The organism is Ralstonia sp. 22111 (genome assembly GCF_052045895.1).
Classification (GTDB): domain Bacteria; phylum Pseudomonadota; class Gammaproteobacteria; order Burkholderiales; family Burkholderiaceae; genus Ralstonia; species Ralstonia wenshanensis.
On the sequence record NZ_JBQEPR010000010.1, the window covers coordinates 121,145 to 136,368 of the forward strand.

The 15,224-nt window shown below is 63.2% G+C and carries 16 protein-coding genes; 11 read left to right on the top strand and 5 right to left on the bottom strand.

The genetic code is table 11. The features are described from left to right. The first annotated feature begins 149 nt into the window (after positions 1 to 149). Both ACTJK4_RS21645 and ACTJK4_RS21650 read left to right on the top strand, forming a co-directional pair. Positions 150 to 1,517, top strand: a complete 1,368-nt coding sequence (locus ACTJK4_RS21645) for a diguanylate cyclase (RefSeq protein ID WP_440818899.1) — start codon at positions 150 to 152, stop codon at positions 1,515 to 1,517. A gap of 345 nt (positions 1,518 to 1,862) precedes the next feature. After that, complete coding sequence (locus ACTJK4_RS21650; protein ID WP_440818900.1) at positions 1,863 to 3,005, top strand: serine hydrolase domain-containing protein; 1,143 nt, start codon at positions 1,863 to 1,865, stop codon at positions 3,003 to 3,005. 4 nt (positions 3,006 to 3,009) lie between these two features. Here the strand turns inward: ACTJK4_RS21650 and ACTJK4_RS21655 are convergent, their stop codons facing one another. Further along, positions 3,010 to 3,927, bottom strand: a complete 918-nt coding sequence (locus ACTJK4_RS21655) for a LysR family transcriptional regulator (RefSeq protein ID WP_440818901.1) — start codon at positions 3,925 to 3,927, stop codon at positions 3,010 to 3,012. A gap of 197 nt (positions 3,928 to 4,124) precedes the next feature. Here ACTJK4_RS21655 and ACTJK4_RS21660 point away from each other — a divergent pair, with 197 nt between their 5' ends. Next, positions 4,125 to 4,874, top strand: a complete 750-nt coding sequence (locus ACTJK4_RS21660; RefSeq protein WP_260803904.1) for an SDR family oxidoreductase — start codon at positions 4,125 to 4,127, stop codon at positions 4,872 to 4,874. Positions 4,875 to 5,121: 247 nt separating this feature from the next. After that, the gene (locus tag ACTJK4_RS21665) at positions 5,122 to 6,243 is read left to right on the top strand and encodes a PAS domain-containing sensor histidine kinase (protein ID WP_440818902.1); all 1,122 of its coding nucleotides are present in this window, start codon (positions 5,122 to 5,124) and stop codon (positions 6,241 to 6,243) included. 171 nt (positions 6,244 to 6,414) lie between these two features. Here ACTJK4_RS21665 and ACTJK4_RS21670 read toward each other — a convergent pair whose 3' ends face one another. Next, on the bottom strand, positions 6,415 to 6,954 hold the full coding sequence (locus tag ACTJK4_RS21670; RefSeq protein ID WP_440818903.1) for an aspartate carbamoyltransferase: 540 nt from the start codon (positions 6,952 to 6,954) through the stop codon (positions 6,415 to 6,417). A 236-nt stretch (positions 6,955 to 7,190) separates the two neighbouring features. On the opposite strand from ACTJK4_RS21670, the gene ACTJK4_RS21675 reads away from it, so the two are divergent. Beyond that, a complete protein-coding gene (locus ACTJK4_RS21675; protein ID WP_232041305.1) occupies positions 7,191 to 7,406 on the top strand; it encodes a DUF2061 domain-containing protein in 216 nt (71 codons plus the stop codon). 306 nt (positions 7,407 to 7,712) lie between these two features. Here ACTJK4_RS21675 and ACTJK4_RS21680 read toward each other — a convergent pair whose 3' ends face one another. Further along, a complete protein-coding gene (locus ACTJK4_RS21680; RefSeq protein WP_232041306.1) occupies positions 7,713 to 9,083 on the bottom strand; it encodes an APC family permease in 1,371 nt (456 codons plus the stop codon). 342 nt (positions 9,084 to 9,425) lie between these two features. Between ACTJK4_RS21680 and ACTJK4_RS21685 the strand changes: the two genes are divergently transcribed. The 5 genes from ACTJK4_RS21685 (at position 9,426) to ACTJK4_RS21705 (ending at position 12,608) form a co-directional block, all read left to right on the top strand. Then, the gene (locus ACTJK4_RS21685) at positions 9,426 to 9,869 is read left to right on the top strand and encodes an Hsp20/alpha crystallin family protein (protein ID WP_232041307.1); all 444 of its coding nucleotides are present in this window, start codon (positions 9,426 to 9,428) and stop codon (positions 9,867 to 9,869) included. Positions 9,870 to 9,902: 33 nt separating this feature from the next. Further along, complete coding sequence (locus ACTJK4_RS21690) at positions 9,903 to 10,322, top strand: Hsp20/alpha crystallin family protein (protein WP_260803908.1); 420 nt, start codon at positions 9,903 to 9,905, stop codon at positions 10,320 to 10,322. Between the two features lie 186 nt (positions 10,323 to 10,508). After that, positions 10,509 to 10,970, top strand: a complete 462-nt coding sequence (locus ACTJK4_RS21695; protein ID WP_440818904.1) for a MarR family winged helix-turn-helix transcriptional regulator — start codon at positions 10,509 to 10,511, stop codon at positions 10,968 to 10,970. 141 nt (positions 10,971 to 11,111) lie between these two features. Continuing rightward, complete coding sequence (locus ACTJK4_RS21700) at positions 11,112 to 11,537, top strand: organic hydroperoxide resistance protein (protein ID WP_440818905.1); 426 nt, start codon at positions 11,112 to 11,114, stop codon at positions 11,535 to 11,537. A 51-nt stretch (positions 11,538 to 11,588) separates the two neighbouring features. Then, a complete protein-coding gene (locus ACTJK4_RS21705; RefSeq protein ID WP_260803909.1) occupies positions 11,589 to 12,608 on the top strand; it encodes an alpha/beta hydrolase in 1,020 nt (339 codons plus the stop codon). A 73-nt stretch (positions 12,609 to 12,681) separates the two neighbouring features. On the opposite strand, the gene ACTJK4_RS21710 is transcribed toward ACTJK4_RS21705, so the two are convergent. Together ACTJK4_RS21710 and ACTJK4_RS21715 are read right to left on the bottom strand one after the other, a co-directional pair. Continuing rightward, positions 12,682 to 13,107: a GlcG/HbpS family heme-binding protein gene (locus ACTJK4_RS21710; RefSeq protein ID WP_260803910.1), complete on the bottom strand. Its 426-nt coding sequence runs from the start codon at positions 13,105 to 13,107 to the stop codon at positions 12,682 to 12,684. Positions 13,108 to 13,138: 31 nt separating this feature from the next. Then, positions 13,139 to 14,152 carry a zinc-binding alcohol dehydrogenase family protein gene (locus tag ACTJK4_RS21715; RefSeq protein WP_440818906.1) on the bottom strand — a complete coding sequence of 338 codons (1,014 nt, stop codon included), beginning with the start codon at positions 14,150 to 14,152 and terminating at the stop codon, positions 13,139 to 13,141. A 97-nt stretch (positions 14,153 to 14,249) separates the two neighbouring features. Between ACTJK4_RS21715 and ACTJK4_RS21720 the strand changes: the two genes are divergently transcribed. Then, positions 14,250 to 15,179, top strand: coding sequence for a LysR family transcriptional regulator (locus tag ACTJK4_RS21720; protein ID WP_440476316.1), 930 nt, complete (start codon positions 14,250 to 14,252; stop codon positions 15,177 to 15,179). Positions 15,180 to 15,224 lie beyond the last annotated feature (45 nt).

Genomic DNA, 15,224 nt, shown 5'->3' on the forward strand with positions numbered 1-15,224 from the left:
TCCCTTGGAACACGGCCGCCGACTTGGGCCAGCCGTAGCGATATCCCGATCCCTGCCTAGGCTTTTCGCACCGTCGGCCGCTGCCTATGATGTAGGCACACCGACACGCGAGCAGGTCGGATCACACAATCTCGAACCCCGGGGGGGCGATGGAAAGTTTTCTGATTCAGCGAGCCACACGCCGGCAAGCGATGGCTGCCGGTGCGATCGCGCTGCTGATCCTGTTGACGCTCGCCATGGCCGCACCACGTGCGGGCCTGCAATGGCCGGCAATCAACCCGTTCATGCCGATGTGCGCCTTGACGGTGTTCACCACGGCCGGCATTGCCGCGTTTCTGCTGGGCGCGCAGTTCACCGTGACGCGACAGCCGATGCTGGGGGCGCTGGGCGGTGCCTATGCCTTTACCGCGCTGGCCGTGGCGCTGCAATTGCTGACCTTCCCGGGCGTGTTCTCGCCCACCGGGCTGTTTGGCGCCCGCCCCGCCAGTGCGGCATGGATGTGGGTGTTCTGGCACGGCGGCTTTCCGCTGTTCGTGATCCTGGCGGTGCTCATGCGCGATCGGCTCTCGCGCGATGCCGTTGCTGACGGGCGTGTCGGCCGGTGGGCCTCGCTGCTGATCGGCGGGCCGGTGGTGGTGGGCAGCCTGCTGTGCAGCCTTGCAGTGCTGACCGATCTGCCGCCGCCGCTGCGCTCGAGCAATGGCAACAACCCTGTCGCGGTCGTCCTGTGGGCCATCAACACGGTTGCCGTGCTCGCGGTAGTGGCCAGCGGCCGCTTGCGCACGGTGCTCGACGTTTGGCTGGCCATTGCCGCACTGGCCTGCCTGACGGACACCACACTCAACCTGCTCAGCACCGATCGCTTTACCGTGGGCTGGTACGTCGCGCGCCTGTTCAGCATGTTCGCGCCCGGGGTGCTGGTCTGCATATTGGTTTGGGAAGTGACCACGCTGTACCGGCGGCTGTTCGAGGCGCACGTCTCGCTGCAGCAGGCGTCCATGCGCGATGCTTTGACGGGCCTGTACAACCGTACCTACTTCAACGAGCAGGTCGACAGCCTGATCAGCACCGCCCAGCGCAGCGGGCAGCCGCTTTCGCTGGTGATGGTCGATGTCGACCACTTCAAGCGCTACAACGATGCCTTCGGCCACCTCAAGGGTGATGCCTGCCTTGCAGCCGTGGCCCACGCGCTGGCCGGCGTGGTGCACCGTTCGGCCGATTTCATCGCGCGCTACGGCGGTGAGGAATTCATCGTCGTCCTGCCTGACACCGATGCAAGCCAAGCGCAAGCCCTTGCCGAGCGCGCGCGCGAAGCCGTGCTGCGCCTGCGCATCGAAGCCACCGCGCCGTCGCGCTATGTGACCGTCAGCGCCGGTTGCGCCACGTCCGTACCGGGCGACGGCGCCCTCTCCATCGACACGCTGGTCGAGATTGCCGATGCGGCGCTGTATCGTGCCAAGGCGGGCGGACGCAATCTGGTGATGAGTTCGCAGCCACTGCCGGCCGCGCTCACGTAACGCACGTCAAACGATCAAGCATCTTGCCCGTGTGCCCCGCCCGTCTTTGCTGTCTTCTTTATTTCTTCTGTATATAAAAATAGTAGTAGTAGATAACGGTGGATCGTTTCTGTGGATAGCTGCCGAAAACGCTTTCGCGTCAACGGCTTGCGAACTGCACAACCCATCGGACAGTGTGTGCCGACGCGTGGATGACTCGTGAAGAGCGCGCCCCACCCTCCCGGCAACCACCAAAGTTATTCCCGTGCTGTGGACAACCTGACCCCGGACAGCCAACACAGTTGTCCCTGAAGTTCTTCACGTGCTTATCCACATATCCACATGTCCACAGCGGCAATCGCGACCATGCCTCTCAAACGCGCACTGACGATCGGCGCCCTGGTGGCTCTGCTCGCCGCATGTGCGCAGACGCCCGATCGCGCAGCGCCCCAACTGGCCACGGCCGACGCAACCAACGCGGCTGTGCGTCACGCGATGGCCGATGTCCCCGCCAACGGCATGGCGGTCGCGGTTATCGACGCTGGACAAACCGTGTACCTCCACGCGTTCGGGCGCCGCAACGCGGCCGGCGAACCGCTGCGAACCGACACAGTGATGGTGGCGGCATCGCTCACCAAGCCGGTCTTCGCCTACTTCGTCATGCAACTCGTTGATGAAGGACGTATCGATCTGGACACGCCAATCGAGCGCTACCTGCCGCAGCCGCTGCCCAGCTATCCGGCCTGGAGCAGCCTTGCCGGCGACGAACGATGGCGTGCGATCACGCCGCGCATGCTGCTCAGCCATCGCTCGGGCTTACCCAACCTGCCCGCGCTCGAACCTGACAGGCGGGTGCGTCTGCACTTCGATCCGGGTGCACGGTTTGCCTATTCGGGCGCTGGCATCAACCTGCTGCAGTTCGTGCTCGAGCGCGGGCTTGGACTCGATGTCGATACCGAATTGCGCCGCCGCGTTTTTCAGCGCTTCGATATGCGTCGCACCAGCACGACGTGGCAGCAAGCCAGTGCCGACAATCAGGCCGACGGCACCACGCAGAACGGTGAGCCGCACCGTCATCCGCACCGGCGGCGCGCCGCAGCCGCCAGCTCCATGGACACGACGGTCGAGGACTACGCCCGCTTTGTGGCAGGCCTTGTGCGAGGCGACGGCTTGTCGGCGGCATCGCGCGCCGCCATGACCGCGTCACAGGGGCCAATCACCACGGCCACGGAATTCCCCACCCTCCAGCCGGAACTCCCCGCAGCGCTTCGGCGGCCTGATCTCGCAACGGGCCTCGGTGTGGTGGTATTCGATGGGCCGCAAGGGCCCGGTTTCTTCAAAGGCGGGCACGAGGATTTCGCCGGCAATACCTTCGTCTGCCTCACGCGATCAGCGCGGTGCGTTGTGCTTCTGTCCAACGACGTTCGGGCAGAGCGGGCGTTTCCCGGTTTGGTGGCGGCAATCCTGGGGGAAACAGGCGCGCCATGGCGGTGGGAGTACGGATATTGAGCGGTTACCGCTTCGGCGCCCGCTCAAGCCGCGCCGGGAAAGCCTCCACCAGCCAGTCAATGAACACTCGTAGGCGATGCGTGACATGGCGCGTCTGCGGATAGACGACGTGAAACGGGTAAGGCGCCGGCCGCCACGGCTTCAAAATTTCCACCAGCGCGCCCTCGTTGATCGGCGCTTGCGCCGCATAACCGAAGGTCTGCACGATGCCCAGGCCCGCCAGACACGCGGCCAGATGCGCGTTGCTTTCGTTCACGCCGATGCGATGCTCGACCTTGATCTCGGTCTTTTCGCCATCGCGCTCGAAGCGGAACGGAACCGCCCGGCCCGTCTGGCTGAACACGTAGCTCACCAGCCGGTGGCCATTCTTGAGTTCATCGGGGTAGGCCGGCGTGCCGTACTGCTTGAGGTATCCGGGCGTGGCGCACGTGATCAGCGGCGCATCGCCCAAGTGGCGTGCGACCAGAGAAGCGCTGTCCAGCGGGCCACCACGAATCACGCAGTCGACGTTGTCCGCAATCAGATCCACCGAGCGGTCTGACACGCCAAGGTCAATCCTGATCTCGGGATAACGCGACGCGAACTCTGGCAGCAGCGGAATGAGCACGTCACGCGCGGTCGACCCGCCGACATCGATGCGCAACGACCCACGCGGCCGCCCGCGAGCGAGGCTGAACGAGGCATCGATGTCGTCCAAGTCGCGCAGGATGCGCATGCTCTTGGCGTAGTAGTCCTCACCTTCGGGCGTCACTGTCACGCGCCGTGTCGTCCGCTGCAGCAGGCGCACACCCAGGTGCGCCTCCAGTTCCTGCACCTGCTTGCTGACCGTGGCGATGGGCATGTCGAGCGAATCGGCCGCCCGCGTGAAGCTGCCCGCTTCCACCACCCGCGCAAAAGAGCGCATTGCCAGGAGCTGATCCATTCGAATATCCGCGCAGATTATCCACAACTGTGGATAGTAATTCTATTTGGAGCGCTTTTTCGAAAAGTTTCTGAGCCCTACAGTGCCTCCATGCCCAACGCGACGGGGCGACGGGGCGACGCAGAGTAAGGCAACGCAAGACACAAGCCGTCGCGAGGTCATTCATCCAAACCTGAAATCACGACATGGAGCACATCATGAGCAAGCAACTGGAAGGCAAGATCGCCCTCGTCACGGGTGGCAGCAGCGGCATCGGCCTTGGCGCGGCCAAGGAACTCGCAGCCCAGGGCGCGCGGGTTTTCATCACCGGCCGCCGTCAGGCGGAGCTGGATGCCGCCGTCGCAGAGATCGGCGCCGGCGCCACCGCATTGCGCGCCGATGCATCGGTGCTGTCCGACCTCGACGCCGTCTATGCCCAGATCGCCAAGGTGGCCGGCAAGCTGGACATCCTGTTCGCCAATGCCGGCGGCGGCGACATGATGCCGCTGGGCGCCATCACCGAAGAGCATTTCGACCGGATTTTCGGCACCAACGTGCGCGGCGTGCTGTTCACGGTGCAGAAGGCGCTGCCGCTGCTGACCGACGGCGCATCGATCATCCTCACGTCCTCCACGGTGTCCGTTCAGGGCACGGCCAACTTCAGCGTCTACAGCGCCAGCAAGGCCGCGGTGCGCAACTTCGCCCGCTCGTGGGTGATGGATCTGAAGGATCGCGGCATCCGCGTGAACGTGGTGAGCCCTGGCCCGATCCGCACGCCCGGCCTTGGCGGCCTGGCCTCGGATGAAACGCGCCAGGGCCTGTTCGACTACCTCGCTGCGCAAGTACCGCTGGGTCGCCTGGGCGAGCCGGCCGAAGTGGGCAAGGCCGTCGCGTTTCTTGCCTCGGATGCGGCAAGCTTTATCAATGGCATCGAGTTGTTTGTTGATGGCGGGATGGCGCAGGTTTGAGCGTCCGTAGCCGGAAGCGGCGACCAACTTCCAGGCCGCCGGCGTACACCTTGCAAAGCGAATGCTGAACAGCATGCAATGCGTGCGGGCAGCCAATCCTTGGCCAGGCACTTCTGGCACCTCATCGCAGTGGCCGGGCATGCTTTGATTGCTGTCGCCGGGCAGCATATTCTTATGCAGATGCACGGGAAGCGACTTCCAACAGGTTTGCCTTGGGCGCTCGAACCCGTTGCGATGAGGGCTTGGTATGGATACCAACGCAGGCAGATTGCGAAGACTGGGAAGCGATGCAGCAATCGCTCACGTGCCCGTGGAGGAGCGTTATCGCACCTTGGTGGACGCGATACAGGACTATGCAATCTTCCTGTTGGATCCGACAGGTCACATCGCCAGTTGGAATGCCGGTGCCCAACGCATCAAGGGCTATCGCGCCGATGAAGTCATCGGCCAACACTTCTCGGTCTTCTATCCTGCCGAGGCAATTGCGCAGAACTATCCGAGCGAAGAGCTCAAGCGTGCCGCCGCGCTTGGCCGCTGGGAGGACGAGGGGTGGCGCATACGCAAAGACGGCTCGCGTTTCTGGGCCAACGTGGTGATCACCGCCCTGCGGGATGAAGACGGCGAGCTGATCGGCTTTGCCAAAGTCACCCGGGATCTCACCGAGCGTGAGCGGCTCAAGCAACTTGAATACGCGAGCGAGCTGGCATCCCGAGTGGAGGCCACTCGCGAAGAAGAAAAGAAGCGTATTGCACGCGAGCTTCATGATGACCTCGGCCAACAATTGACGGCGCTGAAGATGATCATCACCGGCTTGCTTGCCGATGCAGGCACCACGCCAGAAGCCCAGGCGTATGCGCGCGAAAGAACTCAGACAATGAGCAGTGCCATCGACCATGCACTGGCGTCGGTCCGGCGTCTGGCCGCTGGGCTGCGGCCGACCATCCTCGACGACCTTGGGCTGCTCCCCGCGCTCGACTGGCTCGTGACCGACTTCGGCCAACATACCGGCCTGCGGGTCGCGCTGAATTGCAACACGCATGCGGTAGCGTTCAGCGACACCGCCTCCACTGCGCTGTTCAGAATCGTGCAAGAAGGGCTGACCAATGTTGCTCGGCACGCGACTTCGGCAACGGAAGTGGTGATCGATCTCCGATGCGACCGGTCCAGTTGCGAGCTGACGATTCGCAACGATGGCGCTGTTGTCACGCGCTCAACCGAACCGGCAGCCGGGCGGCCGCCGTCATCAGGTATCGCGGGCATTCGTGACCGCGTGCGCCGCCTGGGCGGGACTTTCACCGCAGGGCCGCAGCCACACGGCGGGTACCGCATCGAGCTTTCGATTCCGCGAAAAGCGGTTGAACTCGAATAGAAAGCCCTGCCGGTGACGAGCGGGGCTTCGTCGCAGCGGTATTGGGCGCCAGGCAAGCACGCTTTGACGACGGAGTTGCCCACTCGGCGGCCTGCAATGTCATGGACTCACTGCCCGCTTCGTCATGCCGCAGCAACACGCTGCCTCCAGGCGGCTTTGGCCACGGCAGTGTTACTCGGGCTTTTCCGCGCCCATCGCGTGGTGATGCCTTGAACCGGAGTCGTGCCCCGCCATGGCGTCATGGCCGTGATCGGCCAATTGGGCATCAAACCACTGGTGCAGCGCGGTAACCAGGCGACGCTGACCGCTCTGATAGATGATCTCGGCGCCGTTGGACAGCTCGCGATAGCTTATTTTGAGCTCACCAGGCTTTGCTGCGCGCAGTGCCGCCAATCCGGGCATGGCATTGCCATGGATATGCTCCGGCCCTTCGAAGTCGCCGTCGGAGAATTGCCGAGCGATCATTGCCAAGTGCTGGCGGATCAGCGCAGCCTGGCTGGGATCGTCCCGCTTGGTCACGACCTGCTGGACACCGCCGTCGGCCGTCTTGGTAAAGATGTGGGTGGTTGCCGAGAGGGAAAATGGCATGACGTCCGCCCCCCGCTGAGCGACCTCCTGCTGCCGCGCCGGCGTGTCGGCAATCGCGGGGCACGACAGTATTCCTGCCGTCAGCAATGCGGCGAGTAGATAAGCCACTGATGTGCGCGGCATGAATGTCTCCCGTGTCGGATGCAGCGCAGTCTGGCGTTACCGTCTACCGCGCACTATGACTGGAATCATATCGTGCGGTTTGGTGCTGGCGACGCGCGTTGTGACGTTGCTGCGGCAGCGATCAGCGGTGGCGCAATGTTCGGCACCGCTCCCCGAGACCGTGCGGTAGCCAAACCGGAAGGCATTCATCGATCGGCGCTACCAGGCATCGATGCGCGGGATCAGGAGGGAACATCATGGTGCGAACCGTCAGCGCTCGTCGTTCTGTGATCAAGGCCGCGACATATCGGATCGTGATCATGTGCCTGGACTTCGGCACCCTTTATCTGCTGACCGGTACGGTTCACCTGGCAGTCGGTTTCATGATCGCCAGCAATATCTACACGTCGATCGCCTACTTTGCCCACGAACGCATATGGGCTCGCATCAAGTGGGGAGTCTTCGAAACGTAGATGAGCGGCCGTCCTTCGACAGAAGCAGAGAACAGCGGCCGATCCGCATATACGAACCCCATGGGCAGTGCGACGCAGAGTGCCCGCGCCGCCCACACAGCGTGCAATAGTCGTCCATGACAATGACCTTTATCGAAAGCCGGGTGCCGACAGGTTCAGTATCGGAGGGGCGCCCGGCCGCCGCTATCAGTGGACGCCAATTGTCTTGTCCGGGCGTGCCCTTGTTTCTGTAGGTCAATCCCGCAAGCGCTGTCAGTGCAGGCTGACAGCATCCGACGCCGTCGATTGTCGTGCGTGCTGTGCTGCTCAGGCTCTGGAAGCCACCCAGATCTTTTTGCGGTTCAGCAGCAGCGGGATCACGCCGATGGCGATGCCGCCCATCCCCACGAGGTTGGTGACCCAGTCGAAGGTCGGGATGCTGTAGAGCGCGATGAAAAACAGGAAGAGCCCGCTCGCGACCGGCCAGATGACATGGGTGATGGCGACCCACGGCCCCTGTGTCAGCACCTTGCGGTAATACCAGCCGCAGGCAAGCCCGGTAAGCCCGAGGTAGAAGCAGATCTGGAAGCCGATGGCGGTAATCGAATCCTGCAGGATGACGTTGATCGTCGGCAGATAAGACGACACGAACAGCAAGGCAAGCCCGGTAATCCAGATGAAGAAGATGGCGATGTGGGGCGTGCGCCAAACCGGATGCAGTCGCGCATAGCGCGCGTGAAGTGCGCCGTCGCGGCTTTTGGCAAACAGCGTGCGCGTGAACTGCAACATCTGGGTTTCAACCGTTCCCACCGTGCTCAGCAATACCGCAACGATGGCGACGTAGCCCCAGGTCGGCCCAAACAACTTCTCTGCAATGGCGAAGATGATGTTCGTGTTGTAGTGCTGGATCTCGGTGTCGGACAGTCCAAGCTGCGTAATGACGATGAAGATGAGGAAGAACGCCATCAAGAACACCATCGACCAGAACGCAGCCCGACCAGGCGTGTGGTTGGCGTCCCGCGTCTCTTCGCTCAGGTTCATCGTCACGTCCCAGCCGTAAAAGAAGAAGATGGCCACCAACGCGCCATTTGCGAACATCTGGGGCGTGAACGTGAAGGGCCAGAACCAGACCCACGAGAATGGATGCGCTGGCGTATGCGGGAACACAATGAAACTCGCGACGATGATCACGAGCAGGATGATGCCCTCGACAATCGTCATCAGCACCTGCACGTAGCTGGTGAGCTTGATGCCCTTGACGACCACCGCGCTGACAACCGTGAGCCATGCCGCAGCGATCAGCGTCACGTAGTGCACGTTGTTCATCATGGGCCGATCAAAGATGAGCAGCGTGGCATTTGCCGCCGGAATCATCGCCGACACCATGAACACGCAGCACAGCACCAGAAGCGCCCAGCCCGCAAGGAAGCCGAGCGCACGCCCGAACACCATGCTCACCCACGAATATGAGGTGCCGGCGCTCGCCAGGGCGCGATTCATATTGATGAACGCGTAGGCGATGCCAAACATGATCAACCCGCACACCAGAATGCTCGCCGGTGACTGCGTGCCAGCCGTCCCGATGATGGTGGAGGTCGTAATCTCGATGCTGTAGGCCGGTGCCGTGCCGGCAATGCCCATGATCACCGATTCGACGACGCCCAGGGAATCGGCATTGAGCTTGGCTGGTTGGTCCATGGGGGTAGGCGACTCCGGGTCGACATTGGGCAATAGACCGATTTTTACCCTGTGCCGGATGTGCCGGCAATAGGGGCCTCTCTGGACCGGGCCAGTGCTTGGGCGGGGGCTGGCAAGCCTTTGGCGATAGGGCGACGTAGCACGCGTTTGCGCATGGGTTCTTCGTCCAGCACCCAATGGCCTCTTGAAATTTCTCCTTGCTTCCTTATTTTAGGTGTCGTCAATGCAGTCGCGGTTTTCGCGCTGCGTGTTTCGATTTGTTTGTCAGTGGCCCGCCACGGACCGATGAACTGGAGCGCGTAGTTCGGTTCAGTCTCCGTGCGGGCCCTTCAGGAGCCAGCCATGAGCGATCTGTTTTTTGGCACCGATCTGCTGGGCGAATTCGATCGCCTGCAACGGCAGATGGCCACTCTTTTTGCGGGGGCACCCGCAAGCCTGCGCGCCACGCGCCTCGGCACTTTTCCTCCCGTCAACATTGGCAGCACCGATGACTCGGTCGAGATCGTCGCGTTCGCCCCGGGGCTCGACCCCGCGCAGATCGATGTCTCGATCGACAAGGGGCTGCTGACCATCAGCGGCGAGCGCAAGCGCCCCGATTTCCAGCTCACCGAAGAGACGCGCGTGTATGCCGACGAGCGCTTCACGGGCGCCTTCCGCCGTGTGATTGAGCTGCCACAGGACGTTGACCCCGACAAAGTCAGCGCGCGGTACGTCAACGGCTGCCTGACCATCAGCGTCGGCAAGTCGGAGGCATCGAAGCCGCGTCAGATCACAGTGCAAGGCTGAGTCGCGCCCGGCACAAGCATGAAGGAGCACATCATGAACGACACCACCCAATTGGCGACCCATGCACAGCCCGGCAAGGCTGCGGCTGCAAAGCAGATGGCTGAACAGGCGGCCGCCCGGCAGACTCACATGGCGCCCCCGGTCGACATCTTCGAGAACCGCCAGGGCATCACGCTATATGCAGACCTACCAGGCGTGCCGCGCGAGAAGCTTGATATTCGCGTTCAGGACGGCACGCTCACCGTCGATGCCGAATTGATGGTGCCCACACCGGCGGGGCTGCGGCTGCAGCACGGCGAAGTTCGGCACCCGCATTTCTCGCGCACCTTTGTGCTGAGCCCCGACTTTGACGCTTCGCGCATCGATGCGCAGTTGCGCGACGGGGTTCTCAAGCTGACGATCCCGCGCCGCGACGAAGCCAAGCCGCGGCGTATCGAGGTGCAGGCCGGCTGACCACATCACCGGCCGTTGTTTGCCTTGCAAGCGGGCGCGCTACTTGCGCGCCCGCGCATTTGGCACGGTGCTCTCGGGCAATCGTTGTTTGTCACCAGGAGACAAAAGCGTAGCTCCGATCCGGCACTGAACAATTCACAGAAAAATAGCTTGCAATTCAGTAGCGCACTATCTATATTTGCGTTCATGAACACACGCAAGCCCTCCTCCGCACGCCGCGACCTCGCCCTGGACGAGCAGCTCTGCTTTGCCCTGTACTCGACCATGATCGGGATTAACAAGGCGTACCGGCCGCTGCTCAAGGCGCTGGACCTGACGTACTCGCAGTACCTCGTCATGCTGGTGCTGTGGGAACAGGATGCGCAAACGGTGTCGCAGATCGGTGAGCGGCTGTTCCTCGACTCCGCCACGCTCACCCCGCTGCTGAAGCGGCTGGAAGCATCCGGGCTGATCGAGCGACAACGCTCGGCCGAAGACGAGCGGCGGGTGATCATCTCGCTCACGGCGGCCGGCAAGACGCTGGAGAAGCGGGCCGAGAAAGTGCCGGCATGCATGGCTACGGCCATGGAGTGTGCGCCCGGCGAGTTGGAAGAGTTGCGCACACAGTTGAATGCATTGCGAGGACGGCTCTTCAAGAACGCCGCCTGAGCACACACGTATCACCGACGGGCGCCTGACCGCGTCCGTTTTTTTAAACCTATTAAGTAGCGCGCTATTTAATAGCAAGCAATGCGGCACGGCCTCGACAGCCGATGCGCGCACCTCAACCCCTCCCTAAGGAGAACCACCATGTCGATCGAAAACGTCCTCTACCGTGCCAATGCTCGTGCCACCGGCGGCCGCGATGGCCGCGCCATCACCGACGATGGCCGGCTCGAAGTCCGGCTGACCACGCCCGCCGAACTGGGCGGTGCAGGCGGCGAAGGGACCAACCCGGAGCAGCTGTTTGCTGCGGGCTACAGCGCGTGCTTCCTCGGTGCAATGAAGTTTGTTGGTGCGCGCGACAAGATCCGCGTGCCGGCGGATGTGTCCGTGCAGGGCAGCGTTGGCATCGGTGCCATTCCGAACGGCTTTGGCATTGAAGTGGACCTGAAGATCAGCCTGCCCGGCATGGACCACGCCGAAGCGCAAACGCTGATCGACCGCGCGCACATCGTCTGCCCGTATTCCAACGCCACGCGCGGCAACATCGACGTGCGCCTGAGCCTGATCTGACCCGCACGTCCATTCACACCATTCCCCAACCAACCGATTGGAAGCACTGCCATGAACCGCATCACCAAATTTGCCGCCGGCACCCTGCTCTCTTTGGCAGCGAGCGTCGCCCTTGCTGCGGGCAGCCCCGGCGTGGAGCGCAACACCCAGGCGTTCCTCGACGCCCTGGCTGCCGGCGGTGGCCAGCCGCTGGAAACGCTGTCACCCGCCGATGCGCGCGCCGTACTGGTGGGCGCGCAAGCCGCGGCAAAGGTGTCGCTGCCGCCCGCTGACGTCAGCCAGAAAACCATCACCGTGGATGGCAAGCCGATCAGCCTGACCATCGTGCGCCCGGCCGGCGCGAAAGGTACGTTACCCGGCTTCATCTTCGTTCACGGCGGGGGCTGGGTGCTGGGGGACTTCCCCACGCACGAGCGCTTTGTGCGCGACCTGGTGGCCGACTCCGGCGCCGTCGCCGTCTTCGTCAACTACACACCATCGCCCGAGGCGCGTTATCCGGTGGCAATCAACCAGATCTACGCCGCCACCAAATGGGTGGCAGAAAACGGCGCGCAAATCGGCGTAGACGGCAAGCGGCTGGCCATTGCGGGCAACAGCGTGGGCGGCAACATGGCGACCGTGGTGGCGCTGATGGCCAAGGCGCACGGCACGCCCGCACTGCGCGCGCAAGTGCTGTTCTGGCCGGTCACGAATGCCAGCTTCGAGAACGCGTCGTACGACGAATTTGCGCAGGGGCACTTCCTGACCAAGCCGATGATGCAGTGGTTCTGGAACGCCTACACGACCGACCCGGTGCAGCGTCAGGAGATCTACGCATCGCCGCTGCTGGCGACGCCCGATCAGTTGAAGGGGCTGCCGCCCACGCTGGTGATCACGGCCGAGAAGGATGTGTTGCGCGATGAAGGCGAAGCCTACGCACGCAAGCTCGATGCAGCGGGCGTGGATGTGACCGCCACGCGCTACAACGGCATGATCCACGACTTCGGCTTGCTCAATGCGCTGGCCGGCGTGCCGGCAACGCGTGCAGCGCTGCATCAAGCCAGCGAAGAACTGAAGGCGCGGTTGAAGTAATCGGCTGGGCGGGTTGTCACCGCCCATGCCTCATTGCAAACGCCGAGGAACAGCGCGTAGGCGGGATCACAGCTCAAGACAGAAGCCCTGCCTTGCGCAATGCTTCCTCGGCCGCCTCGTGGTCCTGGGCAGCGCTGCCCCCAGAGATACCGATGCCGCCCACCAGCCGACCCTCGTAAAAGATCGGCACGCCGCCGCCCACCGGCATCAGGCGCGGGTGGTGCGCCAGTGGGGCAACGGCGGGCTCGGCCATGTACTGGTTCCATTGGTGCGTGCTCATGCCGAACGAGGCTGCCGTCCATGCCTTGTTGATGGCAACCTCAGCGGTCAGGAAAGGCGCGGCGTCCGCACGCTCGAACGCGCGCAGGTGGCCGCCTGCATCGGTAATGGCGATGGTCGCGGCAAACCCGCGCGCAGCACAGGCACGGCGTGCCTCTGCCAGCAAGGCCTGCGCGGCTTCCAGGCTGATCGTTGCCGTGGGGACGATAGGGAGTGTCATGGTGAGGCTCCTTGTCAGATGTCTGCAGGGTTCAGCCGTTGGCAACAACGACTTTGCCGATCATGTTTCCGGCTTCCACCAGCGCATGCGCCTTGATCAAGTTCGCGGCGTTGATGCCATCGATACGCTGCGTCAGGGTGTGCTTGATGTCGCCGCGATCGACCAGTTCGGCCACACGGCGCAGCAACGCGTGTTGTCGGGCGATCGTGGCGGTGGTGAACATGGCGCGGGTGAACATCAGCTCCCAGTGAATCGAAATGGATTTCCCCTTGAACGGGCCGATATCCAGATCCGCCGGGTCGTCGATGAGGGCGAATTGCCCCTCGGGGCGCAGCACAGCGGCGATCTGCGGTACGTGAGCGGCGCTCTGGTTCAGCCCAGCCACATGCGTCACGTGATCAATGCCAAGCGCTGCCAGTTGGGGCGCCCACGGTTGACGGTGATCGATGACGTGGTGTGCACTATGCGCCAACACCCATTCACGGGTTTCGGGCCGCGAAGCCGTGCCGATCACGGTCATCCCCGTCAGCGCGCGCGCCAGCTGGGTCAGGATGGAACCGACACCGCCCGCCGCTCCGGTCACCAGCAGCACGCTGTTCTCCGTCGGATCGGCCGCCTGGACCCGCAGTCGATCAAACAGCAGTTCCCACGCAGTGATGGCTGTCAGCGGCAGCGATGCGGCCTGCGCAAAATCCAGCGATGCCGGCATGGGGCCCACGATGCGTTCGTCCACGGCATGCAGTTCGCTGTTGGTGCCAGGCCGCGTAATGTCGCCGGCATACCAGACACGGTCACCCGGCTTGAAGCGGGTGGCCAGCGGGCCAGTCGCGCGGACGATGCCCGCAGCGTCCCAGCCGGCAATACGCGCCTGCCCTCCTGGAATGTCTCCGCCACGCCGGATCTTGGCATCAACCGGGTTGACGGACACCGCTTTGACTTCCACCAGCAGATCGTGGTCGCGAAGTTCAGGCGTCGGCAGCTCGATGTCTTGCAGCGCCTGGGGATGGCTGATCGGGTGGTTCTGATAGAAACCGATGGCTTTCATGCACGTTCTCCAGGAAGTGAATGAGGGCCATGCTATCTTTCAGCGATATGCGGATAAACGGGCTGCGCGCCCAAACACTTTCGGCATTTCAATGAAAATCATCCGCCTCGATGACGTGCAAATCTTCGTGCACACGGCCGACGCCGGTAGCTTCTCGGAGGCGGCGCGGCAGCTGAACATCGCCCCCGCGCAGGCAAGCGCGTCTGTGCAGCGGCTGGAAAAAGCGCTGGATGCGCGCCTGTTCACCCGGTCCACACGCAGCATGCAGCTGTCAGAGGCTGGAGAGCGCTACCTGCCGCATGCGCGCGTCATGCTGGGCGCGCGAGAGCAAGGCGAACAGGCGCTGGCCGGTGGCCGGGAAGCACTCTCCGGCCCGTTGCGACTGTCTGCTCCGTCCGATTTCGGGAGAAACCTGCTGCTGCCGTGGCTCGACGATTTTCAGCATGAGCACCCCAGTTTGTCAGTGCACCTGAAACTGAGCGACCGGTCTGCCGACCTCATCCGCCAGCCGCTGGACTTTGCCGTGCGCTACGGGGCGCTGCCCGATTCATCCCTGCTGGCCATCAAACTGCTCGACAACAACCGGCGTGCGTTGTGCGCGGCGCCGTCGTACATCGAACGACATGGCGCCCCGGCCAAGGTGGACGACCTGCGGCGACACAACTGCCTTCGGTACATCTGGAGCGAGCAAGTCCACGAACGCTGGCGCTTTACGCTGCCCGGCGGCGAACGCACCGTGGCAGTCACCGGAAATCGCGTCAGCGACGATGCCGATGCGGTGCGCCGCTGGGCCATCGCAGGCGAAGGCCTGCTCTATAAATCGCGACTGGATCTCATCAACGATTTGAAGGCCGGCCGATTGGTCGAGATCTTTCCGCAGGAATACGGCGAGCCCGCGCCGCTGCATTTGATTTGCGCCCACCGCGCGCAACTGACACCCGCCATCAAAGCGCTGAGTGCCTTTCTGCGGGAGCGCTGTATGGCGCTGCTTGCAAGCTATTCCGCGAAAGGCTCGCCATCCGAGTAAAACGGTGCCGACCGACTCACACTGAATTCGCAGCCGGGCGCGGAC